18 protein-coding genes are annotated in these 24,281 nt (G+C 46.1%); 13 read left to right on the top strand and 5 right to left on the bottom strand.

Features of this window, described 5'->3' with window-relative positions:
- Positions 1–4: 4 nt before the first annotated feature.
- Both Q0V21_RS11625 and Q0V21_RS11620 read right to left on the bottom strand, forming a co-directional pair.
- Positions 5–673 (bottom strand): SOS response-associated peptidase, encoded by a 669-nt coding sequence (locus tag Q0V21_RS11625; RefSeq protein ID WP_301879002.1) that lies wholly within the window; start codon positions 671–673, stop codon positions 5–7.
- A 241-nt stretch (positions 674–914) separates the two neighbouring features.
- Positions 915–1,292 carry a VOC family protein gene (locus tag Q0V21_RS11620; protein WP_024631833.1) on the bottom strand — a complete coding sequence of 126 codons (378 nt, stop codon included), beginning with the start codon at positions 1,290–1,292 and terminating at the stop codon, positions 915–917.
- A 252-nt stretch (positions 1,293–1,544) separates the two neighbouring features.
- Here Q0V21_RS11620 and Q0V21_RS11615 point away from each other — a divergent pair, with 252 nt between their 5' ends.
- The 6 genes from Q0V21_RS11615 to infC all read left to right on the top strand — a co-directional run bounded on the left by Q0V21_RS11615 (position 1,545) and on the right by infC (position 9,825).
- Entirely contained in the window at positions 1,545–3,815 is a 2,271-nt protein-coding gene (locus Q0V21_RS11615) for a putative PEP-binding protein (RefSeq protein ID WP_301879000.1), read from the top strand.
- Between the two features lie 104 nt (positions 3,816–3,919).
- A complete protein-coding gene (locus Q0V21_RS11610; protein ID WP_301878998.1) occupies positions 3,920–5,857 on the top strand; it encodes an LTA synthase family protein in 1,938 nt (645 codons plus the stop codon).
- Between the two features lie 181 nt (positions 5,858–6,038).
- Positions 6,039–7,046 (top strand): LLM class flavin-dependent oxidoreductase, encoded by a 1,008-nt coding sequence (locus tag Q0V21_RS11605; protein ID WP_301878997.1) that lies wholly within the window; start codon positions 6,039–6,041, stop codon positions 7,044–7,046.
- Between the two features lie 92 nt (positions 7,047–7,138).
- Positions 7,139–7,891 (top strand): metallophosphoesterase family protein, encoded by a 753-nt coding sequence (locus tag Q0V21_RS11600; RefSeq protein WP_367620528.1) that lies wholly within the window; start codon positions 7,139–7,141, stop codon positions 7,889–7,891.
- Between the two features lie 374 nt (positions 7,892–8,265).
- Positions 8,266–9,198, top strand: a complete 933-nt coding sequence (locus Q0V21_RS11595) for a manganese-dependent inorganic pyrophosphatase (protein ID WP_301878996.1) — start codon at positions 8,266–8,268, stop codon at positions 9,196–9,198.
- A 135-nt stretch (positions 9,199–9,333) separates the two neighbouring features.
- A complete protein-coding gene (infC, locus tag Q0V21_RS11590) occupies positions 9,334–9,825 on the top strand; it encodes a translation initiation factor IF-3 (RefSeq protein ID WP_301878995.1) in 492 nt (163 codons plus the stop codon).
- 192 nt (positions 9,826–10,017) lie between these two features.
- On the opposite strand, the gene Q0V21_RS11585 is transcribed toward infC, so the two are convergent.
- Complete coding sequence (locus tag Q0V21_RS11585) at positions 10,018–10,848, bottom strand: protein-glutamine gamma-glutamyltransferase (RefSeq protein ID WP_079344188.1); 831 nt, start codon at positions 10,846–10,848, stop codon at positions 10,018–10,020.
- A gap of 275 nt (positions 10,849–11,123) precedes the next feature.
- Between Q0V21_RS11585 and Q0V21_RS11580 the strand changes: the two genes are divergently transcribed.
- Complete coding sequence (locus Q0V21_RS11580) at positions 11,124–13,871, top strand: PAS domain S-box protein (protein WP_301878994.1); 2,748 nt, start codon at positions 11,124–11,126, stop codon at positions 13,869–13,871.
- Between the two features lie 108 nt (positions 13,872–13,979).
- Here Q0V21_RS11580 and Q0V21_RS11575 read toward each other — a convergent pair whose 3' ends face one another.
- Both Q0V21_RS11575 and Q0V21_RS11570 read right to left on the bottom strand, forming a co-directional pair.
- The gene (locus Q0V21_RS11575; RefSeq protein ID WP_029881135.1) at positions 13,980–14,192 is read right to left on the bottom strand and encodes a cation:proton antiporter regulatory subunit; all 213 of its coding nucleotides are present in this window, start codon (positions 14,190–14,192) and stop codon (positions 13,980–13,982) included.
- 138 nt (positions 14,193–14,330) lie between these two features.
- Positions 14,331–15,071, bottom strand: a complete 741-nt coding sequence (locus tag Q0V21_RS11570; RefSeq protein WP_301878993.1) for a hypothetical protein — start codon at positions 15,069–15,071, stop codon at positions 14,331–14,333.
- Between the two features lie 588 nt (positions 15,072–15,659).
- Here Q0V21_RS11570 and Q0V21_RS11565 point away from each other — a divergent pair.
- The 6 genes from Q0V21_RS11565 to glgD all read left to right on the top strand — a co-directional run bounded on the left by Q0V21_RS11565 (position 15,660) and on the right by glgD (position 23,931).
- Positions 15,660–16,466: a glycoside hydrolase family 12 protein gene (locus Q0V21_RS11565; RefSeq protein ID WP_301878992.1), complete on the top strand. Its 807-nt coding sequence runs from the start codon at positions 15,660–15,662 to the stop codon at positions 16,464–16,466.
- Between the two features lie 263 nt (positions 16,467–16,729).
- Entirely contained in the window at positions 16,730–18,424 is a 1,695-nt protein-coding gene (locus tag Q0V21_RS11560; protein WP_301878990.1) for a M3 family oligoendopeptidase, read from the top strand.
- 311 nt (positions 18,425–18,735) lie between these two features.
- Entirely contained in the window at positions 18,736–19,596 is an 861-nt protein-coding gene (locus tag Q0V21_RS11555) for a GNAT family N-acetyltransferase (protein WP_301878989.1), read from the top strand.
- A gap of 318 nt (positions 19,597–19,914) precedes the next feature.
- On the top strand, positions 19,915–21,066 hold the full coding sequence (locus tag Q0V21_RS11550) for an iron-containing alcohol dehydrogenase (protein WP_301878987.1): 1,152 nt from the start codon (positions 19,915–19,917) through the stop codon (positions 21,064–21,066).
- 565 nt (positions 21,067–21,631) lie between these two features.
- Positions 21,632–22,801 (top strand): glucose-1-phosphate adenylyltransferase, encoded by a 1,170-nt coding sequence (locus Q0V21_RS11545; RefSeq protein ID WP_285077410.1) that lies wholly within the window; start codon positions 21,632–21,634, stop codon positions 22,799–22,801.
- 26 nt (positions 22,802–22,827) lie between these two features.
- Positions 22,828–23,931, top strand: coding sequence for a glucose-1-phosphate adenylyltransferase subunit GlgD (glgD, locus tag Q0V21_RS11540; protein ID WP_024631848.1), 1,104 nt, complete (start codon positions 22,828–22,830; stop codon positions 23,929–23,931).
- Positions 23,932–24,281 lie beyond the last annotated feature (350 nt).

The raw sequence follows: 24,281 nt of genomic DNA, 5'->3' as shown, positions 1-24,281 counted from the left end.
ATTCTTAACTGACCTCTTTGATCAATTCCTCGTTATTATTTCGCACATTACCTACTGCAGAATCCACCTTGTATGCTATCATTTCATCGGCTTCATACGGGCTGAGAAGCCTCAGAACGCTTTCCTTGTCCGATTCCTTGTTTAGCCAATCCGCTTCATCTTGCGGCCGGAGAATGACTGGCATACGATCGTGGATGTCCGCCATAAGACGGTTAGGTTCAGTAGTAATGATAGTGCAAGTTGAAAGCTTTTTACCTTCTGGATCAATCCAAGTATCATATAGGCCAGCAAGCGAGAAGATGGAGTCATCTTTCATTAAAATCCGCATGGGTTGCTTTACGGATCCATCCTTTTTCCATTCATAAAATCCCGAGCATGGGATAATACAACGCTTGGAACTGATCAGGCGTTTAAAGGCTGGTTTCTCTGTGAGTGTTTCTGCACGGGCGTTAATCATCTTATTGCCTATTTTTTCATCCTTGGCCCAATTAGGAACTAGACCCCATCGGAGCGACCCCAATCGATTACCGTCTTTGCTACCGATAATTGTCGGGATGAATTGCATAGGCGCAGCGTTGTAATTAGGTTTGTACTCAAATCCTTCAGCAATAGAAGCATAGTACCTGTCCATAATTTCTTCGATTGGATCTGTAATCGTGAATCTTCCGCACATATCGAAGCCTCCTTTAAAACGCTATAGTATGTAATTTAACTCAAATCTTTAACGTTAGAAACGGGTAATATGTGGTGCTGCATAACCAATAAAAGTGAATATGCAATAAATTAGATGATTTTTATAAATTAGCATAAAACTGGATGCAGGTAGGTTTGCAATGGAGTAAAATATATAGAAAAAAAGCCTGTTCACTACTGAACGGGCTTTTTGGTGTGATACTCTCTTTGAGCCAGGAGATTTAGTTTTTCTCCATAACCGCAAAGTAATTGTTTTCATCATCTGCAAAGTTGAATACTCTTCCGCCAGGCATCGTTACAATCTCGCCAACCGTAACTTGTTTATTGGATAAGTGAGTGTAAAGTTGATCCAGGTTATCTGTGAAAAGCATAAGAGATGGTGTGCCAAGGTTTAATTCAGGGGACATTTTGGCAACGAATTCCTTGTCGTGGAGGATAATGGTAGTCTGAGCATCCTTCACAGGAGCAATCTCGATCCAGCGCATGCCATTTCCATTGACTTCATTAACAACATGGAAACCTGCTTTTTCCGTCCAAAATTGAAGAGCCTTGTCCTGATCGTTTACATACAACATAATTTGCCCGACTTGAGTAAACATTGATTTACACTCCTTATAAACGTAGTTGAATCATGGGTGAAGCAGGTATATCTTTGGGTGAAGCTTTTTAGATTGAGTCAAGCTTTATATTACCATATATGAGCACCCGCCATACAACTTCAATTCAGGCACAAAAAGAGGAAGCAAATGTCCTTGACTGCCGTATTGCGACATACCATTAGATAAAGGATAATTCGAGCGACCGAATTTCCTTTTAAGCACAGCCAAGTATTGGCAGATGGGAGCGCTGTAATGACGAAACGGGTAGTTCTATTGGAAGAAGGTACGGCAGAGATGAAAGGGCTGATGGGCAGTAAAGGGGCTGGACTTGCAGCGATGCTCCAGGCAGGTTGGCCCATTCCGGCCGGGTTCATTGTAACAGAGGAAGGCTGTCGCGCGTTCTGTACCCGTCGTGCACCTCTTTCAGCTGAAGGAGCCCAAGAGATTGGCAGCGCAATTCAGCATCTTGAGCAGCAATCCGGCAAATTCTTCGGCGATTCCTTAGCACCGCTGCTGCTTGCCGTCCGGTCAAGTGAAACGTGTTCCCGTAATACAGCTTCTCATGCTTTGCTTCATGTAGGACTGAATGATATGACGGTGGAGGGGCTCGCAAGGCAAACCAATGATCGTCCGTATGCCCTGAATTGTTATCGGATTTTTTTGCAGGATTATGGTCAGCTGGTACACGACATTCCGTATGCCCTTTTTGAAGAAAAATTGGAAGACATCTCGATACTCGATGAAGCGAAGCTGGAATTCGCCATCGCGGAATATAAACGTTTAATAGAAGAGAGAGGGTATCATCCTTTCCCTCAGGATGTACAGTTACAGTTAAAAGAAGCGATGCGGGTAATCTCTGATGCACATCGTGTTTTACGGCCCAATTCCCAACAAGAGCTTCTTCGGAAATCCTCTCATTTCTCGGATGAAACTCAAGGAGCAGCTGTTCTTATACAGATGATGGTCAATGGCGAGCGTGGTGACCACAGCGGGATCGGCACGGTATATTCCCGTCATCCGGGTACCGGGGAACGAGGCATGACAGGGGATTACGTTTCATCTGCTGCATCCGAAGGTTTTAATGAAGGACTGGATGAGTTGCGGAGAGAAGAGCCCGAACTGTATGCACTTCTGCAGGATGCTTGCGGTTATCTGGAGTCCCGCACGAATGAGGTACAGGAGATCCAGTTCGCTGTGGATTCAGGGGCGCTGTATCTGGTGGGAATCAGTGAAGCGAGGCTAACCTCGAAGGCTGCGCTGAGGAGTACTGTAGATCTCGTGGATGGAGGGATTATTACTAAGGAGGATGCAATATTACGTATCCAGCCATGGCATGTGACGGAAATGCTGAAAACATCTTCAACTTTATTACCAGAGCTGCAGCTTCTGCTCGAATGGGCTGATGAAATGAAGGCACTTACAATACTATCGAATGTGGATCATCCCAAGGACGCCATGAAGGCCCGCGCGTTAGGGGCTGAGGGCATTGGCTTGTGTCGAACAGAACAATTGTTATTGTCTGCTTCGAGATTTCCTTTTGTACAGAAAATGATTCTGGCAGACAGTGAAGCTGAGCGCAAACGCGGACTGGAACGTCTGCTGCCGATGCAGCAGGCTGATTTTGAACAACTCTTCGAAGTGATGGATGGTTATCCGGTAACCATTCGATTGCTCGATCCACCGCTGCATGAGCTGCTGCCTGATATTGAAAGGTTAAACGAACGACGTGAGCATTTGGCTCTCAGCAAATTAGAGGAAAATAACACCGAAGTGCAGGAGCTTGATCGTGTCATCCGCAGGGTGCTGGAATTGCATGAACAATATCCGTTGCTAGGACAGCAGGACTGTCGACTGGGAACCGTGTTCCCGGAAATCTACGATATGCAGCTTGAAGCAATCTTTCGTGCAGCGGTGAAGGGTATCCGCCAAGGGCTGTGGGTGCGGCCCGAAATTATGATTCCTTTGGTGGGGCATGCCAATGAACTTCAGGATATGAGAGAGCTGGTGGATCATGTAGCGGATCAGGTGCTTGGAGAGGAGAAGCGTCACTGTCTCTACAGAGTAGGCGCGCGAATAGAAGTTCCACGAGCGGCACTGACCGCAGCACATATTGCCCGACATGCGGACTTCTTCTCGTTTGGCACCGATGACCTGACACAGATGACGTTCGGTTACAGCCGTCACAATACGGAGAAGTCATTCCTTCATTTTGCCGAGCAGCAACGTTCAATGCCCAGCAATCCATTTCAGGTATTGGACATCGACGGGGTGGGGCAACTAGTAGAGATGGCTCTCGTTCAGGGCCGAATTCGGAAACCGCATCTGAAAGCAGGCATTTGTGGTGAGAATGCAGCCGATCCGGCTTCCATTGCTTTTTGCCACCATATTGGTCTGGATTATGTGAGCTGTCTGCCAGAACAGGTGCCGCTTGCCCGTATCGCTGCTGCACAGGCGGCACTCCTTGCCGAGAAGCAGAATCACAACGAAAACAGGCAGGACGTAGATATATCGACGATAGCTTAAGCTTTCTATATCCCCTCATGGAATACAAACCATAAAACTGTTATACTGAAATATGCGTTTTGTAAAATGAACGTAAAAATTTCAGATAAGGGTTGAAAGCGACCATGTTTAATTCCAAAAATGAGCGGACCTCATCACGGACCTTATTTATCGTGTTATTTATTCTTATGCTGCTGAAGTTGTCGCTTTTGCGGTATTTCTTTTTCCATGGACTTTCTGGCATCGGTTTCGTTACTGACGCATTGGGGGCCCTGACCGTGGTATGTATCCTCGATCTGATCGTGCCAAAAGGCTGGAAGCGTGCAGTGTACGGAGGCTTCAATGTGTTGTTCTCGCTGGTATTATTCGCGGCGACACTCTATAACGTACATTTCAGTTCGGTTCCCACATATACGGCACTGAGCGAGATCGGCCAGGTTGCTCAGGTGAGAGGAAGTATCGGACCTTTGGTACGACCTGAGCACTTCCTATTTTTTGTGGACATCGTACTGGCTGTACCGGTATGGTTTATCCTCCGCAGTCGTCGTACCTCAGGCCGTAATAGCAGCTATCGCGACAGTGGACTCCATTTCGGCAGAAGCCGGAGACGGTATTGGGGCAAGTTGGGAGTAGCCCTGACCGCTGCGTTCTGCATCACGCTGTCAGGCAGTTTCATTGTTAAAGGGGAAACGATTGATAATGAGCTGGTTCGTGCCGAAAACCTCGGTTTCCTGAATTATCAGGTGTCATCAGCGATACTGACGAGCAAAGAGAATGAAGCCATTGCGAATGGCAACATTAATGAGACGATCGACAAGATTAATCAACTGGTTAGCAAGTATCCGTACCAGGAGAAGTCCAGTCAGGGCACGGCGATTAAAGCCAAATATTTTGGTCAGGCCAAGGGAAGTAATCTGATTGTCCTCCAACTGGAGTCATTTCAAAATTTCCCGATCAATGCTTCCCTGGACGGTCAGGTATTAACCCCGGTTCTGAATGATCTGGCTAAAGAAAGCTATTATTTCTCTCATTTTTTCCAGCAGATCGGACAGGGAAATACATCGGATGCCGAGTTTATGTCGAACACTTCCATCTATCCAACCGGGGTTGTACCCATGTCAGCAGGGTATAGTGACCGTGATCTGCCAAGTCTGCCAAAACTGCTTGGTAAAGAAGGATATGAGTCGGAGACGTTCCACGTCAATGACGTCACCTTCTGGAACCGAAACAAAATGTATCCGGCACTTGGATTCAATCGGTACTTCGACAAGCCCAGCTTCGAGAATGATAAGTTTAATGATTTTGGACCATCGGATGAGGAGCTATATCGTGTAGGTATGGAAAAAATGAATGCACATCAGGCTGCTAATCAGCCATTCTATGCGCAGTTCATTACAGCATCCAGCCACTCGCCGTTTACGGTTCCTGCGGACCGAGCTAGAATTACCATCCCGGCCACAATCACCAATACGTTGCTGCACGATTACTTGCAAGCGATCAATTATACGGACTATGCGGTAGGTCAGTTGATCAATGACCTCAAGGCGAACGGATTATGGGATAACACAACACTTGTGATATACGGGGACCATTTCGGTTTGCCAGCAAACGATGAGATTACACAGCAGATCCAGACCAATCTGGGCGTGCCATATGACGGTAAAGTAAGTCGTTTCAACATCCCGCTCTTGATCCATACGCCAAAACAGGCAAAAGGGCAAGTCATTGAACAGCCTGGCGGTCAGTTGGATATCATGCCAACGGTGTTGAACCTGATGGGAGTTTCCTTGAAGGAAGAGAAATTTACAGCCTTTGGTCACGATCTACTTAACATGGACCACAATGCGTTCGGTATCCGGTATTACTTGCCGACAGGTTCATTTGTGAATAATGACATTATGTTTATTCCGGGTGCGGGCTTTGATGATGGAACAGCCTACTCGTTAAAAACGTATGAACCCGTCACGGATTTGGAGCCGTACCGTTCGGATTATGAACACGTGCTCAGCTTGATGAAGCTATCTGACGAGTATGTGAAGCTGCTGCCCAAACGTGCACCGTAATTAAATTTTTTATGTATGAAACACCATAACGTCACTGGCTCAGGAGCTGGTGGCGTTATTTGTTTATTCATTGTACATCCTAAACGTGTAATGAAAAGGAGATGTTCTTTGAAACTGTAATTAATAATGTTACAATGGAAGCTGCAGCCATTAACGCAGATAACGAAAGGAATGAATATAGATGAAACTTAGTGTACTAGAACATGGACATATTAATGAAGGACGGACGGTACAGGATACCCTTCAGGAAACCGTAACTCTTGCCAAGCATGCAGATGAGCTGGGCTTCTCCCGCTTCTGGATGTCGGAGCATCACGGCAGCGGGGCACTGTCATTTTCCAGTCCGGAAGTTATGATTGCGCACGTTGCAGCACATACAGATCGAATTCGGGTAGGTTCAGGGGGCGTGATGCTGCCTCATTACAGTGCATATAAAGTCGCCGAGAATTTTCGTTTGCTGGAAGCGCTGCACCCCGGCCGAATCGACCTTGGAATTGGCAGAGCACCAGGGGGAATGCCTATTGCAAGCAGAGCCCTGAATGAAGGAAAGTCATCGAATGTACAATTCTTCCCGCAGCAAATTGCCGATCTGGGTGGGTATTTTCATGAACAGCTGCCGGAGGATCATCGATTTGCTTCCCTAGTAGCTGGACCATCCGTACCCACTGTTCCCGAAGTGTGGCTGCTCGGCTCCAGTTCCGAAGGTGCGCGAATTGCTGCGGCACAAGGGACCGCTTATGCGTTTGCCCAATTTTTCGGAACGCCGGGTGGGGAGGAAGCAATGAAGCATTATCGCAGACATTTCAAGCCTTCCATCCTGAATGACCAACCCCATTCCATGATTGCGGTGTCGGCATTCTGCGCGGAGACTGAGGAAACGGCCGCTGAACTGGCTCGCAGCAATGAGTTATTCTTCTTGCGGCTTGGGCGGGGTCTGGAGCAGAACTCATTCCCATCCCTGGAAACGGTGAATAACTATCCATTTACGGCCATGGAGATGGAACAGATCCGTCAACGTCGTTCTTTTTCCATCGTGGGTACACCGGATCAGGTGAAGGACAAAATTACGGCAATGGCTGAACGCTATGAAGCGGATGAGGTTATTATTGCGTCAGCGATTCATTCCTTCAAGGATCGATTGCGTTCATTCAGTCTGATAGCGGAAGCCTTTGGTTTAAAGCAGGATTAATTGGTACTGAACGGGAATTAGTATTCTGAACTAGCTGGAGCCTTGTCTTACAAGGTTCCGGTTATACTCTTGCGTGATCAGGGAGAGGAGAGATTCATATTCGCAGATGTGTCATTAGTGATATTCATGGCTGTTACGACGAATTCAATACGCTGCTTGAGCTTGCAGAATACGATCCAGAGCAGGACGAGCTGATTTTGTTGGGTGATTATGTGGACCGCGGGCCGAAGAGCAAAGAGGTCGTGGAACAGATCATGCAGATGCATGAGAAGTACGACATTATTACGATCAAAGGAAATCATGATGCGATGATGGTCAAGGCGCTGAACCATGATGTCGAGGAGTATGACAAACACTGGATTCGTAATGGCGGTTTACAGACGCTGGCTAGCTATGTCGAGGTTTCTTTGGATCATGAGCAGTTGGACTGGGATGCTTATACTGAAGCCAAGCATAGGCTGCGTACACACTATGAGCATCATCTTCGTTTTTTGGAACAGCTTCCCCTTGTATACGAAATTCCTGGTTATATCTTTGTACATGCCGGAATTAATCCGGAGGTGGAGGATTGGCGGACCCAGTCAGAGCGTGACTTCATTTGGATTCGGGAGCCATTCTATTCAAGACCAACCTCGCTCAAGGAGACGGTGGTATTCGGTCATACGCCAGTCAAAAATTTGCATACTGAGCCAGGTGTCTGGTTTGACCCCAGCGGGGACAAGATTGGCATTGATGGTGGATGTGCTTATGGTGCTAGATTGAACTTGCTGGAGATCAGTGAAGACGGAAGTGTGCAGGTCTTTTTTGTGAAAAGAGGAGAGACCCGTCAGGGTCCCGAGATTTAATCCACGCGGCGAATTTCAAATAAAGCATTTTAAACAAAAGTATAAATCAAATCCTGTTGAAGCTCTGACTTTTTACTTTCTGGAGAATGTGGATTGGTTTACATACCGGCAATGGATCGAAGCTGGGGGGACGGCAGAGTTGTGCATTCGTTTTCGAAATGATAATCCGTACATAAGCCTAACTGAAGCTATCGAAAGGGCGGAACAGAATTTGTGCTCACTGTGAGTATAAAGGCAAGACCTTGACATGATTTTGTAATTAATTCGCTGTAAAGGGATTGGAATTAAGCCTTATTAACGCTATAATCAGTAAGGGTATGATTGAAACATTACATTTTATTCATCTAAATCAGAATTGACGGAGGGCTATTAATATGGAAAAAGCATTAATCTTCGGTCACAAAAATCCCGATACGGATACGATCTGCTCGGCCATTGCCTATGCAGACTTGAAAACAAAATTGGGTCAAGACGTTGAGGCTGTTCGACTCGGCGAAGTTAACGGCGAAACTCAATTTGCATTGGACCAATTCAAAGTGGCAGCGCCACGTCTGATTAAAACAGCAGCCAATGAAGTAAACAAGGTCATCCTGGTTGACCACAACGAACGTCAACAAAGTGTCAGCGATATTGAGGAAGTGACGGTTGTTGAAGTTATCGACCACCATCGGATCGCTAACTTTGAGACAAGCCAGCCTTTGTATTTCCGTGCAGAACCTGTAGGTTGTACAGCAACCATTTTGAATAAATTGTACAAAGAAAACGGCGTGGAAATCAGCGCACCGATTGCTGGTCTGATGCTGTCCGCGATTATTTCGGATTCCCTGTTGTTCAAATCCCCAACATGCACAGAGCAGGATGTAGCAGCTGCAAGTGAACTGGCTGCCATTGCTGGTGTGGATGCAGACAGCTATGGTCTGGATATGCTGAAAGCGGGCGCGGATCTGAGCCAGAAAACGATTGCTGAACTGATTTCCCTGGATGCCAAAGAATTCGTAATGGGTCAAGCTAAAGTGGAAATTGCACAAGTGAACGCGGTTGACGTGAATGATGTGCTTGTGAAGCAACCTGAGCTTGAAGCAGCGATTGAAGCGATTATTTCCAGCAAAGGTCTAGACCTGTTCGTATTTGTCGTAACAGACATCCTGAACAACGATTCTGTTGCATTGGCATATGGTGCTTCCACTCAAGCTGTAGAGAAAGCATACAATGTAACATTGTCGGATAGCAGAGCGGTGCTCAAAGGCGTAGTATCCCGCAAGTCGCAAATTGTACCGGTTCTGACCGAAGCTTTCAACTCGTTGTAAGACGAACAAGACGCACAAAACCGACGTATAACCATTACGTCCAGATATACGATGAATATTCAGTTCACAACATCCAAGCCTGCTCTTGATCTGTCATAGGTCAGGACAGGCTTTTGTTGTAGAGGAGGATGTACCATGATCAAAAATGAAAAGATTAAAGCGACTGAGGTCCAACTGACCGGCCTGAACGGTGAGGATCTGGGCATCATGTCTACCCGTGATGCGCTCGCACTTGCGAAGCAGTACAAAGTGGATCTGATCTGTACGTCTCTAATGATAAGCCCGCCGCCATGCAAACTGATTGGTGCTGGAGCAGCGAGACAGGAAAAGCAGCAAGAGAAGAAGAAAGCTGCGAAATCACCCGACAAACGCAAAGTGAAGGAGATTCGGCTGACCCTGCAGATGGAAGACCACGACCGGGAAACCAAGCAATCTCAGGCAGAGCGCATCCTGACGAAGGGTGACTCGGTGAAGTTCGTCATCCAAGTGCATGGAGCCAAGGAAGGAACAGCAGGCAAGGAATGGGCAGAACAGCTGTGCAAATCTCTGGCTGAGTATGGCAGTAAAACAACGGGGGTTCAGGTAAGCGGCAAACAGGTCGTTGTGCAATTGGACCCCATTGGATAATAACGATGAATGAAATTAGCTAAATAACAATGGAACGGTGGGGCTATCCAGTCGTTAATGAATTGGCTGTCCCAAATGCTCCAAAAACCCCGTGAAGCAACAGTGGAACTGCTGCTTCACGGGGTTTTCAGCATGGAATGTCGTTAAACCCTGCTGAACGAACTTCTAATGACCAATACACTTCAAGCTATGTTAGGTTCGCAAGTAACGGCTGCCGCCAATGCGCACATACAACTGTCCCGGCAGGACCGGGGTAGACGAGGCTGTCTGTGAATTTCCGTTGTTACCATTCTTGGCATATCGGGACAGATATAAAAAGTCTGGATAAATGACCGTATCCATTAAATAGGCTGATACTGTACTTCCAGGAATACGATTTTGGTTCAATGAACGAATGATTTCTTCCCCGCTTGCAATCCCGATTCCATGTCCATAATATGAATTTTCACGCAGCATAATGGTATTCTCTCCCTGCCACTCTGGTGTTTCAGGGGAAACGTCCGGATTTTTGAAGTACAATACATCTCCAGGAAGCGCAGAGTTACTTCCGTTCTTTTCCGTTAATCGCAGATCGCTGTCATAGTGCCAGTCATAGAGCAGCAGGTTGCGAAACAGGGAATTGAAATCATCTTCCCGAATGCTGTTCAATACACCGCCATACAGAACAATTACAGTCGCTGTTGCGCATTCAAAGGCATACAAATGACCATTCTTCCAAATGTCCCGGATTCCCTGCGCAGGCGTCACCTCACCCCTTAGCTCAAAGCCTCCTTGAGCATTTCGATTCCAATAGGCCGGGTTACACCTGGATTTCTCGAATGAGGCGAAGCTGACACCACTACGATCCAGTGCTTCGGCTGCATCAACCAGAGACTCCCGCAGCGTCCATTCAAAGTGAAGATGATCCATGGATTGATAGGTGTATACTGTGGGACTGTTCTGTAGTTGCTGTAACCAGTGCCATGCAAAAGCAGACCAATCCGAACGCACCAGCTCAATCGGTTGATTCGCAACAATAATCATATTCATAACCTCCAGTATCATTGGGATGTTCAGCCTTGTACAAACGGGGATGCACGCGTTATTCTGTAGTATATGACGCCAGTTGTGCGGTTTTGTATGTCTGCAGGTGCAGACAGCATGAACACACGATAAGAATGTCGATTATGGCCTGGATTTTTTGTTCAACTCGTTTATAAATCATTACATTTGGGGTACATCTCTTATAGATGAAGTTATGTTCAGGTCGATCTGTTCATACGGAATATATTCAGATTCCTAATAAAGGAGGATATGCGGTGTCGAATCTAATTGCAGAGAATCGCTCTCTGTTCGAACAGTTATACACACATGCACCGATCGGCATTGCTGTTGCCTCGCATGTGAACGGACGTTGGCTCCAGCTTAATCCGGCGTTTTGCGAGATGCTGGGATTCAGTGAAGATGAATTGATTAACGCCCCTCTCGTACATATGATTTATGAGGAAGACGTGGAAATGGGGGAATTTAGATCCCACTTCTGGGATATGACCAACGGATTAAGTCTGATGTATGAAACCGAGCTACGGCTTAAGCGCAAGGATGATTCTCTTCTGTGGGTGACGGTAAGAGCCTGTATCGTCAGGGACGAAGCGAGCGGTGAGCCGCTTTATTTGCTTGTGCAGGCAGCGGATATTTCAAAGCAGAAGGACGCGGAGAATCGACTGATTATACAGCGTGAGCAGTTGGAGGAGAGCAGCCGAATCTCAAGATTATTGGCCGAATCCTCGCTTGACCTGATTGCCATACACCATGCCGATCCGGAACGAACGTTCAAGTACGTATCTCCAGCCAGCACAAGCATGTTGGGATATGATCCGGAAGAAGTTATTGGTCAATCTGGCCTGTTCTGCATTCACCCCAACGATGTGGCTCTGGTCGAGGCTTACGTGGCTGCTCAAATCCAGGGTCTTGCCCCTGATCGAATTAGCTATCGGCTCCTGCATAAGGATGGTTCGGTTGTATGGGCGGATACCATCTCTCAGTATCTATATGACAAGCAGGGAAATCTGCAGGAAATAATCGCTGTTACCCGTGATATTACAGCGAGCAAGCAGCAGCAATTAAGTCTTCAGGAATACCAGTCATTGTTTGACTGCAACCCTCTAGGCGTTGCTTCATTAGATTTGGACGGAAACTTGATTAAGGCCAACGCAGGACAGGAGCAATTGACAGGCCATACCAGGGAGGAGCTGCTTAGCAGACCCTTTGATCATCTCATTGATCCGGTTGACCTGGATAAGACGAGGTATCACTTTGAAGAGACTGTAAAAGGAACCGCACAGCGCTATGAAGTAGGGCTGATTCACAAAGACGGGCAGCGCATTGAAACGAGTGTAATTAATGTACCGATTTTGCTCGAAAATCGTGTTGTTGGCGTCTATGGGATAACCAGTGATATTACGGAGTCCAAAAGGTATGTAGAGGAGATTGAAAATCTCAGTAACGAACGGGCGTTGATTCTCAATGCCATGTCTGAGGGAGTTATTGGCCTGGATCAGAACGGAAACCTGATATTTGCCAATCCGATTGCAACGGAGATGATGGATTTTTGTCCGTCTGAAATGAATGGAAAACCACTTGAAGAGATTATGTTACAAATGCAAAGTGAGGGTATTCCTTATCCGTCCAATGGTAATCCGATTCTCCAAGCGGTACGCGAAGGCCGAAGCCTGCCGCGATCAGAGTCAGTCTTTTGGAAGCAGGATGGCTCCAGCTTTCTGGCGGAGTTCCAACTGAAACCGATTATGGATCAGGGAGACAATCGTGGGGCTGTACTCGTTTTTCGCGATATGACATCGGTGAAGGACATCATTCGTGCCAAGGAAGTGGCAGAGCATGCGGACCGGGCCAAGTCAGAGTTCCTGGCGATTATGAGTCATGAGCTTCGTACACCATTGAATGGGATTATGGGCATGGCTCATCTGTTAAAAGAAACAGAGCTGGATGAGGAGCAGAACGGATTTGCCAATATTATCATCGACAGTGGTGAATCACTGCTGCATATTCTGAATGAAATTTTGGATTTCAGCAAGATTGAAGCAGGTAAAATGGATCTCGAACGCCAGCCAGTTGATATCAAAGCCCTTCTTGGCGGGGTCATGGAACTATTCGCGCTTAGAGCTTCCGAAAAAAATATTGAACTATACTGTGAAATGTCCGAACAGATTCCCGAACGCGTAAGAGGCGATGAAACACGGATTCGTCAGATTTTAATTAATCTGGTAGGCAATGCCGTCAAATTCACGGAGAAGGGAAGCATTCAGGTTCACGCGAACGTTAAGCCAGCGGAATTTTACGATGAGAATCACCTTCTCTTGTCAGTTTCAGTCAAAGATACCGGGATTGGCATTCCGTTCAACAAGCAGCATCAACTGTTCCAGTCCTTCTCTCAGCTTGATCCGGCTATCAATCGCAAATATGGAGGCACGGGCCTCGGGCTGGCCATCAGTAAGAAGCTGGTGGAACTGATGGGCGGTGCCATTGGTGTACAGAGTGAGACAGGTGAGGGAGCAGAGTTCCATTTCACTTTGTTACTTGAACGATGGCAAGATGAGTCCACGGATCGGATTGAAAAGGTGGCTGATCACGACCTGAAGCTGGATCGAACAAGTCTGGCAGCGGGCATTAAAATACTTATAGTTGAGGATCAGTCATTAAACAGTCATTTGCTGGAGGAAATGCTTCGGAAGCTCGGCGGTGTATGTGATATCGTGGAGAACGGTGCAGAAGCGGTGGAAGCATTGGAAAGGGAATCATACGACCTTCTGTTTATGGACATCCAGATGCCCGTTATGGATGGGATTGAAGCGACCAGCAGAATTAGGCAAACCCATCCTGAAATCCCGGTCATTGCTGCCATCACCGCTTTTGCAGGGGCGAACGACCGTGAAGCCTGTCTGAGATGCGGCATGCAGGATTTTATCAGTAAACCGTTCAGCTCTGCGGAAGTTAGTCGTGTATTAAACACATGGGTTCCGTTCATTCGAGCAAAGCACGAGCGCTGATGAGCTCCAAGTGCAACTTATCGAAAAAAATAACCTGCCCTGAAATTTCAGGGGCAGGTTATTTGCGTCTTTCATCGGTGTTGTTAATCTAATCGCCTGGCACAGATGTCAGGACCATCCTCCGATTAACCCCGAAAGGGTTACGCACTCGTCATCTTCCAGTTCTGCAATTAGGGTGAGTTCTTCGTTGTCACTTGGGTCCACCGAGAACAATTCACGGCGTCCGTCTTCGTGGACAACAATGACCAACTTATTACCGCTTTTTGTATCAAACTGGTACTTAACTCCGATACCAGGCAGTGGGCATTCCCGGATATTCATGAAATCTGTCACCTCTTTAGCAATTCCATAGTTAATTTAACCGTTCACACAGTACGGATGTATTCTACTATCCATAACACCGTTTGGCAAGTCGGAAGTGAAATAGTAGTCATATCATCCAAGCTTCTTGAGCTGTGGTTATATTTTCCGCGCCTTTCTGGTTCGTCTGCGACGGACTATAAACCAAATAAGTAATGCAATGAATAGCACCAAGGCAATGCCCCCCGTAATAATGATATTCCGAATATTTGGGACCTGTACGGTTAAATCCAGCTTATTCGTATCCAGTGGGGAGACGTGCCAAATTAGAGTTTTTCCATGATCTTCGACCAGATCTGCATTGGATTCCTGTGCCTTGATTGGAAGAGTCAGCTTGAAATCAAAATTCACATCTTTCAGCAGCAAGTTTTTGAGAAATCCAGGCACCTTGTTAATTTGGTCTTTGACCTCACCGTCGGGAACGGTCTGCAGCAGGTCTACTTCCGCAGCTATATGCAATTTGGAAGTGAAAAAACCAGGTGTAGTGGATTGCTCCACCTGGATTCCATCAGGCAGATCCGACGTGCTGAAGGTAGAGACGGTATTACTTTTCTCATAATGGGTCGTCGCTTTGAGTTCTGTGCGATCTCCCTGGTCCGAGACTTCAGCCTGGAAATTATTCTTTTTCAACGAATCTGCGAGCAATGTCATGAGATTGTCTTGTCCCATCATTCCCAGAGCAGAGTCGGTTACGCTGAGATTCAGATCCAGATCCGATGAACCGTCCATATTGACCGTGACATGAGCTTCACCATCAGCACAGGCGGATAGGATAGACAGCATAAGAGTAAGTAAAAAAGCGAATAATAGCTGACGATAATAGGGTATGCGAGTCGACATTCAGTTCAAACCTTTCTGCGTATAATCCAATTCCATTTCATAGAAGTATAGTATACACCGTAAGTATGACGGATGAAACTTTGTACCCTGCAAGGGCAAGGCGGGAAAATCAAATATCAATGCAAATCTGTTGAATTAGTGATATGACGATTGAAATTACAATGAAAAAGGACACAATATATGGAGTGAAAATGAAGATTTCGTATTTTTGTCAATGTTCAGTCAACTCAAAAGGGGTTTCACCGTGTAAACTGGTAGTAGTTTGAAGAAAAACGGAGCAGGGGGGTTACATTCATGACATATATCATTATTATGGGGATTATTATGGTTGTGGGAATGCTCGGAATGGGCTGGTTCTATAAGATTATGGACAACGATCAACACTAAGGTTATTAAAAGAAACATAAAAAGACAAGCCTATAAGCTGACTTCGTAACGTATTGCGAGGTGGGCTTATTTGTATATAATCCCAAAAAGTCTAAAAATAGCATGAAATAATGTCGGATTTAAGTGGTATGCTTGTACATGGAAATGTTTTACACTTAATGTTGTAAGCGTTTACAATAAAACTTACGGGAGGCTAACATTATGGGTTTGAAGTTGAAAAAAAGATCAGGCAAGAAAGCATGGATGCTGTTGGTTATGTCATTACTGATTGCAGCCGTTCCCATTACAGCCAGTGCAGCATCGGATTCCACAGCGTATGCCAAACTTAATTTCAGCAACAACAAGTATTATATATTCAACAATAGCTGGGGAAGTTCGAGTGTCAGTGGGTGGTCCCAGTCCGTGTATGTGAACAGTAATACAGACCTGGGTTACGTTTGGAACTGGCCAACAACGTCTGGTGGAGTCAAAGCCTATCCTTCTCTTGTCAGCGGCTGGCACTGGACAGAGGGCTATACACCAGGCAGTGGGCTGCCAACACGTTTGTCTGCAAACAAAAGTATCAATACCGGAGTAGGTTATTCTAAGGCGTCCAACACCAATGGAGAATATAATAATGCGTATGATATCTGGCTGCATGACATCGGGAATGCGACCTGGTCAAGTACACCGACCGAAGAAATTATGATCTGGAACGAATGGACTTCCGGTGTAGGACCCATTGGTTCCAAAGTATTTTCGGATGTATCCATTGGTGGACAGACCTATGATCTATATCGTGGCGAAATTACCGACAATGGGGTGCATCAATGGTGGGTATACTCGTTCCTCAAAAAGTCTCAATCCCCCAACAACTTTAGCATCAACGTCAAAAATTTCACCGATTATCTGATCTCCAAAAGTTACTTTACCAACAGCAAATATGTCAGCAGTGTTGAATATGGAACCGAAATTACGAAAGGAAGCGGCCAGATCAATTACTCCAATTGGTATGTAAACGTTCAGTAACTGCTCCATTTATCACGCATTATTCCTGATTCAATGAGATGCTGCTCGGAGGGAGATCCATTCCCTGCTGATGCAGCATCTTTTACATGCATGTCATACCTGACATTCAAGCGTAATATATGTAACGAGTGATGTTGTTCCATTTGACCGATGGACAAATATTTTTCGTAAAGATGGGATTTTTAGGCTGCTCTTTTGTATAATAGGGTTTAGTTCAACTCGGGGAATCCCGAAATATGCCTAATAGGAAAGGGTGTACATAAATGAAATTTAGTGAGTATACGTATACACGTCCCGATCTGGAACAAATCAAAACGTCATTCCGTGAGCTTCTGAGTGGTTTTGAAGCTGCGAATACGGTTGAAGAGCAGAGTGGATATATGGACAAAATTAACTCGCTGCGGAGTGATTTTGAGACTCAGGCACAATTGGTCTATATCCGTCATTCCATTGATACCAATGATACGTTCTATAAAGCAGAAAACGAATTTTTGGATGAAAGCTCTCCGATCATTCAAGAATACATTACCGATTATTATCGGGCATTGGTGAACTCCAAATTCCGTGCTGAACTGGAACAAAAATGGGGTTCGCAGTTATTCCAGCTGGCAGATCTGTCCCTGAAGACTTTCAGCCCGGAAATTATCGAAGACCTTCAGAAAGAGAACAAACTTTCTACGGAATACAACCAACTGATTGCTTCGGCCAAAATTCCGTTTGAAGGAGAAGAACGCACATTACCGCAGCTGCACCCTTTTGAGTTGTCCACGGATCGTTCTATGCGGGAACGCGCATCGGAAGCAAGATATACGTTTATGGCTGAACATGAAGCTGAATTCGATCGCATTTACGACGAATTGGTGAAAGTACGTACGCAAATCGCGAAGAAGCTGGGATATCCATCGTATGTGGAACTCGGCTATGACCGTATGAACCGTACGGATTACAACGCGGAGATGGTGTCCAATTTCAGAGCGCAAGTCCGTGATTATATCGTGCCTGTAGCTACGAAGCTCAGAGAGCGTCAGCGCAGCCGGATTGATGTGGATAACCTTTATTATTACGATCAAGGATTCAGCTTTAAGACGGGTAACCCTACTCCTAAAGGGGATGCGGACTGGATCATTGACAATGGTAAGAAAATGTACGCTGAATTATCACCGGAAACGGATACGTTTTTCCAAATGATGACCGAGAATGAATTGATGGATTTGGTGAGCAAAAAAGGCAAGCAGGGCGGGGGGTATTGTACCTTCCTGAACGATTACAAAGTACCGTTTATTTTCTCCAACTTTAACGGTACATCGGGCGATATCGACGTATTGACGCATGAAGCGGGTCACGCGTTCCAGGTATATGAGAGCCGTCACTTTGAAGTGCCTGAATACAATTGGCCGACGTATGAATCCGCAGAGATTCATTCCATGAGCATGGAATTCTTCACTTGGCCTTGGATGGAATTGTTCTTCAAGGAAGATACGGACAAATACAAGTTTGATCACCTGTCTTCCGGACTGCTCTTCATTCCTTACGGTGTAGCCGTCGATGAATTCCAGCATTTTGTCTATGCCAATCCGGATGCAACACCAGCGGAGCGCAAGCAGGCATGGCGCAACATTGAGAAGACTTATCTGCCGCATATCAATTACAAGGATAACGTCTATCTGGAACAAGGCGGATTCTGGCATAAGCAGGGTCACATCTTCTCGTCGCCTTTCTATTACATTGACTACACACTGGCACAAATCTGTGCATTCCAGTTCTGGAAACGCAGCAACCAGGATATGAAGTCCGCATGGGCTGACTACCTGACTTTGTGTAAAGCCGGAGGAAGTCTGTCCTTCACAGGATTGGTCGAACTGGCTGGTCTGAATTCTCCGTTTGAAGACGGCTGCGTATCCTCCGTCATCGGCGATATTGAAGCCTGGTTGGATGGAGTAGACGATAAGGCGTTGTAAGCTATATATATTGAACTAAACATTTACACGATAACGCAGAGAACAGAAATAACCTGAAGAAGCGGAGCGCTCGCCTTTATCCCCGGATTTTCCCTTTTAAAGAGGGAATCAAAAAAATCTGGGGATAACAGCGATCGAAAGGTTGTTCTGTCATAGGAGTGGCAAGGGTAAATATACTCTAGTTCAATAAAAATAAAGCTCGAAGAGGTGAAAGGGAACGAGGAATAGACCAGACGTTATCGCATTCTGAGGCAGGGCAGATTTGAATGTATTCATTTACCTACCCTATACAAAGAATGCGAGGTTATACCATGTTGGTTTTACTGAATCAACCGTCCCAAAGGAATCAATTGACACCCTTCATCTCGGGTACGAACGGGCATGTGGTCATGGGTGGAGTGCTTGCTGGGCTTCAATGCGGACGCGTCTATGCAGACCGGCTTCATGCTCCAAAAAGTGCACTGATCTGGGCAAAAAACGAAATGTTCTATCTGATCGGAAGATCGGATAATGAACAGTTCAACAGTCTTGTCAGAGAGGTACTCGTTCAGGAGCTTTTCCCTGAGGCGTTAAGCGCTGGCGAAGACATGCTGAATCTCGAAGTGTACCCCGACCCAGGCTCAGACTGGGCTCCAGTCCTGCATCACATGTTTAATGGGCGTTTGCGAGAAGGGGTGCGGGTTCCTTTTCAATTCAATCTTGCGAAGTATGAACAATGGCGGGAACGCAGTTCCAGCTCCTTGTTCGTTCCTCCTGGATATGAGCTTCAAGTTATCGACCAAGCTGTAATGGTAGAGGACAAAAGTGGTATCATTGAGCATGAAATTTTGAAATTCTGGCATTCAGTGGAGGACTTCTTCCGATACGGAGCAGGCACATGTACGGTTTATAAGGGGCAGGTTGTAGGTACGTGTATCTCGGTGTTTGTCAGTGGCATTCACCACGAAACAGGTATCAATACCTACGATCCGATACACCGGGGCAAGGGTCTGGCTACGGCCATGGCAAGCGCTTATGTGCAATTCGTTTTGGAACGGAATTGTGTTCCACATTGGACGACAGAGGATTTTCGTCATGATTCCATCGCAATAGCTGGTAAGCTTGGTTTTGAACAAGGCAGACCCTATCCCGTCTATTACATGCCGATTCAGGAGCTTCTGGATTGTGAATGATGAAGATTGAACGAATAAAGTTTGCCGGGTTCGTTAAACGTTTTTTTGCATGTTGAAGATTTGCAGGGGCTGTCCCAGAAGTCATGAAACATGACCTGGGATAGCCCCTGTTTTTCAATTTGATTTGTGAATCCAAGATCAACTTGTTTTTCTTTTCAAGCACTGATGAGCCAGTTGTTGAAGAGCAGACACAATCATTGGATGATTTCGTCCAGATGAAACATTTATCAACTTGGTTGTGATTTATTTCACTATATCTGAAAACGGATTCAGTTACAATAAAGACAGTAAATCAGGGGTAACAGGAGGCTGGTTCAGATGGCAACACACGCTTATTATGTTCCGCCCGTGAACTTGATGGGCAGAGGGTGTTTACAGGAAGCAGGCAAGTTGATACAGAATATGGGGATTCACAAGGCGCTTGTCGTAAGTGATCGTCGATTGATCTCTTGCGGCGTTGCTGAACAAGTGCTGTCTATACTAAGAAAATCAGGGTTAGACTATGTGATATATGATGAGGTTCAGCCCAATCCGACCTGTCAGAATGTACATGACGGACTTCAAGTATTTCAGGATCATGGCTGTGACGCCATTATATCGATAGGCGGAGGTTCACCGCAGGATGCTGCCAAAGGTATCGGCATTGTAGCAACCAACGGTGGACATATCCGTGAATATGAAGGATTACATCAATCGAAACACAAGTCCGTGCCGCTAGTTGAGATTAACACAACAGCGGGCACGTCGAGTGAGGTGACTATGAATTACGTGATTACAGATGAGGAACGCAAGGTGAAAATGGTGATGGTGGATCGAAACAGTCTCGTCGACCTGTCGGTGAATGACCCGGAACTGATGCTGAGCAAACCGGCCAGTCTTACTGCCGCCACGGGCATGAATGCGTTGACCCATGCGGTAGAGGCCATGGTGACGCCTGGTGGTTTTACTGTAACGAGCGCCACAGCGGCAGCAGCCGTTGAGCTGATCTTTGAATATTTACCCAGAGCCGTTAAGGATGGCAGTGATCTGGAGGCAAGAGAGCATATGACTTATGCGTGTTTCCTTGGCGGGATTGCTTTTAACAATGCGGGCTTGGGCTACGTTCATGCGATGGCTCACCAGCTTGGGGGAGTCTATGATCTGCCACATGGGGTATGTAACGCGATGTTGCTTCCTTATGTAGAAGAGATGAATGCCAAGCATGTACCCGGTAAATTCCGGCATATTGCCAAAGCGATCGGTATGGACGTGAAGGGCAGAAGTGATGAGGAATGCTCCGATTATGTGATTGAGGCCATTCGTCAACTTTCCAAGGAGGTTGGCATTCCCGAGAAACTGTCTGAATTGGGTGTGAAAGACCCTGATGTTGAATGGCTGGCGGATAACGCCATGAAAGATGCCTGTGCACCAAGTAATCCGTATGAACCCTCCAAGGAAGAAGTGATGGAGCTGTTCCGTAAAATTATATAGAGTATCATAGCAATTCGTATAATGGAATGGAAAGTCCCGCTGAAAACAGGGATGGGGATGAGATTATCCAGTGGATAAAAGGAGAAATAGGCCGGGAGGGATCTCGGCTTTTTTATCATATAGTTTTAAAATTTAATTACTTATTTTTCCAGTTAATGTTAAGAGCAAAACAAAAGGATTTTGAAGACCTATTATCGAATACAATATTTAATAACAGCGGCATATAGGGAGGGAGTGATATCCACTTTTACTTTTGTCGAAGTTTTCCAGCAAGATTCCTCAACCCGTTTCGTGTTTAATGTTATATAGGAGTCGTGTATTGCATTTTTCACGGGGTACACCTTAATTTGTACATCCACCTATCACCTCTACACAACAAGTCCAGGCAATTCTGCATGTATCATCTACTTTCAGACACTACAAGAATGACGTTCGGCTGCAATTTCGATGAAACATAGTCTGTACAGCATGCTCCTAATCATGACAAAAGTGTCCACACAACAACATATCGGATTATGGGCTCTGAAATGAATCAGAACGAATGCACATGGAGGAGGCTGTAATGATGGCAAAAAAAGAAGTTGTAGCGATGCTGCTCGCTGGAGGGCAAGGCAAAAGGTTAAAGGGATTGACCAAATCACTGGCCAAGCCCGCTGTTTATTTTGGCGGAACTTATCGTATCATTGATTTTCCACTTAGTAACTGCTCCAATTCAGGCATCGACACGGTTGGTGTGTTAACCCAATATGAACCTCTCGTGCTGCACTCCTATATTGGCATTGGCAGCGATTGGGATCTAGACCGCAAAAATGGCGGGGTATATGTTCTTCCTCCTCATGAACGTGAAGACGGCAGTAACTGGTACCGAGGTACGGCGGATGCAATCTACCGGAACCTGAATTTTATCGAACAATTCGATCCTGAGCATGTGCTCATCTTGTCAGGGGATCATATCTATAAAATGGATTACGAGAAAATGCTTCAATACCATAAGGAAAAGGATGCAGATTGCACCATATCGGTCGTTGACGTTCCGTTGGAAGAAGCCAGCCGGTTCGGGTTGCTCAACACCCACGATGATTATCGCATCTACGAATTTGAAGAAAAACCTCCTGAACCCAAGAGTACGCTTGCTTCCATGGGTATCTATCTCTTCAAGTGGGATGTGCTGAAGCGCTTCCTGATCCAGGACGAACAACAGGCATCCACCTCCTATGATTTTGGCAAAGATATCATTCCCTTGTTGCTTGAAAATGAAAAATCACTATACGCCTATCCGTTTGAGGGGTATTGGAAGGACGTAGGTACGATCCGCAGTCTGTGGGAATCCAATATGGACCTGCTGGATGAGGAGACACCGTTTAATCTGAACGACCCCGACTGGCGTATCTTTACCCGTAACCCCAATCAGCCTGCGCAATATATTTCACCTTCTGCGAAGGTGCGGAACTGCATCATCAGTGAAGGCAGTGTTGTACATGGTGAGGTTAATCACTCGGTGCTGTTCTACGGAATTGAGGTGGGTGAGAATAGCTCAGTCACAGATTCAGTGATCATGCCAAAAGTGAAGATCGGACAACATGTACGTATCCACAAAGCTATTATTGCCGAAGGACTGGTGATTCCGGATGGAGTGCATCTGTCGCCTGCCCCTGAGGATGAAAGTGATATATTACTGGTTGATCAGGAAGAACTGGAACGTCAGCTTCACGAGGGAATGACAAGCAAAGCCTAATCTAACCCCAAAGGACGGTGCATGCGATGAAACCATTGATCGGAGTTATTAACCTTGACCATGAGCTTGAGGAATTGAAGGAATTGACGTACTTTCGCTGCGGAGCCGCGGTGCCATATGCCGGGCGCTACCGTCTGATTGATTTTGTATTGTCCAATATGATGAATGCTGGCATTGAGAGTATCGGCGTATTTGTCCGTCGGAAGTATCGTTCACTCATGGATCATCTGGGAGACGGTAAGCCGTGGGATCTGGATCGCAAGCATGGAGGCATGTTTATTCTGCCCCCGGACTGGAACGATCCAACCGATACGTCACAAGGGGATTTGCAGCATTTTCACAATAATCTCGATTTCTTTCGTCGGGGTTCCGGGCAATATGTCGTTCATGCAGGCAGTCGGCACGTGACCAAAGCAGATCTGCAGGATGTGTACAGGTACCATATAAGCAAGGGCGCGGATGTGACATTGGTTTGCAAAAAAGTGGATCAACTTCTGCCTGAGCATGACGCCTGTGTCAAAGTTGAAGATGACGGGAATGGCAATGTGGTGGACATTCACCAAAGCGCCGATCACCCGAATATATATACAGAAATTTTCATTATGGAAAAAGAACTGTTCCTGCGCCAGGTGCAGCGCTGCATCGCTCATGGAGAAAGCCATTTCTTCCGTGATGTAATCCAGAAAAACCCGGATGGCTTGAACATTGCTGCATATGCCTATGATGGCTATCATGCCGTGATTAATTCAATCGACAGCTATTACCGCAACAGTCTGGAATTGTTAAATAGCGGACTATATGAACAACTGTTCAAGGAACAGCCTGTTCAGACCAAGATTAAGTATGAGGCTCCGGCCAAATATTTGGACACCGCTGAGGTGAAGCATTCCCTACTTGCAAACGGCTGTATTGTAGGCGGGGAAGTGGAAGACAGCATTCTGTTCCGTGGGGTGCATGTGGCGAAGGGTGCCAAAATTAAAGGTTCTATTATTATGCAAAAATGCTACATTGGAGAAGGCGCCGTTCTGGAGAACGTTATTCTCGACAAAGATGTGAAGCTAAGCGGTGGCCAGACGCTGATCGGCGACCCGTCCAACCCGTATATTTTGGCAAAGAGTACTATTATCTAATACCAACACTTAACCGATATCATCTATAAATATATATAAAATAAAAATCCTGTAGGATGGATTTAAGGTTCATGCTGCTTCGAAGCATGGGTGCCACAGCTAAAGCTACGGTTATACGTGCTAACGCAGTGGAGGTGACGAGATCGATTCTGAAGAAGCGTCAGCGTTCGCCTTTGTCTCCAAATTTCAACCTTTTATAATGTTCATCAAGAAATTTGAGAGACAACAGCGATCGGAAGAACGATTCGTAACCGGAACGGGCTCTTAGCCGAAAGTGCAGCTTTGAAAGGTGTAGCACTCATGTGTAAGAAACAAGTGTGAACCGCCACGATCCTACAGGATTTCACCGG

This window comes from Paenibacillus sp. 11B, assembly GCF_030487755.1.
GTDB lineage: Bacteria > Bacillota > Bacilli > Paenibacillales > Paenibacillaceae > Paenibacillus > Paenibacillus vandeheii.
Note: the sequence above shows the minus strand (reverse complement) of the source record. Positions and strands in the feature narration are given on the sequence as shown.

Bases quoted from the DNA above. Each gene is read 5' to 3' on its own strand.
- Q0V21_RS11625 (WP_301879002.1), bottom strand. From the start codon at position 673: ATGTGCGGAAGATTCACGATTACAGATCCAATCGAAGAAATTATGGAC.
- Q0V21_RS11620 (WP_024631833.1), bottom strand. From the start codon at position 1,292: ATGTTTACTCAAGTCGGGCAAATTATGTTGTATGTAAACGATCAGGAC.
- Q0V21_RS11615 (WP_301879000.1), top strand. From the start codon at position 1,545: ATGACGAAACGGGTAGTTCTATTGGAAGAAGGTACGGCAGAGATGAAA.
- Q0V21_RS11610 (WP_301878998.1), top strand. From the start codon at position 3,920: ATGTTTAATTCCAAAAATGAGCGGACCTCATCACGGACCTTATTTATC.
- Q0V21_RS11605 (WP_301878997.1), top strand. From the start codon at position 6,039: ATGAAACTTAGTGTACTAGAACATGGACATATTAATGAAGGACGGACG.
- Q0V21_RS11595 (WP_301878996.1), top strand. From the start codon at position 8,266: ATGGAAAAAGCATTAATCTTCGGTCACAAAAATCCCGATACGGATACG.
- infC (WP_301878995.1), top strand. From the start codon at position 9,334: ATGATCAAAAATGAAAAGATTAAAGCGACTGAGGTCCAACTGACCGGC.
- Q0V21_RS11585 (WP_079344188.1), bottom strand. From the start codon at position 10,848: ATGATTATTGTTGCGAATCAACCGATTGAGCTGGTGCGTTCGGATTGG.
- Q0V21_RS11575 (WP_029881135.1), bottom strand. From the start codon at position 14,192: ATGAATATCCGGGAATGCCCACTGCCTGGTATCGGAGTTAAGTACCAG.
- Q0V21_RS11570 (WP_301878993.1), bottom strand. From the start codon at position 15,071: ATGTCGACTCGCATACCCTATTATCGTCAGCTATTATTCGCTTTTTTA.
- Q0V21_RS11565 (WP_301878992.1), top strand. From the start codon at position 15,660: ATGGGTTTGAAGTTGAAAAAAAGATCAGGCAAGAAAGCATGGATGCTG.
- Q0V21_RS11560 (WP_301878990.1), top strand. From the start codon at position 16,730: ATGAAATTTAGTGAGTATACGTATACACGTCCCGATCTGGAACAAATC.
- Q0V21_RS11555 (WP_301878989.1), top strand. From the start codon at position 18,736: ATGTTGGTTTTACTGAATCAACCGTCCCAAAGGAATCAATTGACACCC.
- Q0V21_RS11550 (WP_301878987.1), top strand. From the start codon at position 19,915: ATGGCAACACACGCTTATTATGTTCCGCCCGTGAACTTGATGGGCAGA.
- Q0V21_RS11545 (WP_285077410.1), top strand. From the start codon at position 21,632: ATGGCAAAAAAAGAAGTTGTAGCGATGCTGCTCGCTGGAGGGCAAGGC.
- glgD (WP_024631848.1), top strand. From the start codon at position 22,828: ATGAAACCATTGATCGGAGTTATTAACCTTGACCATGAGCTTGAGGAA.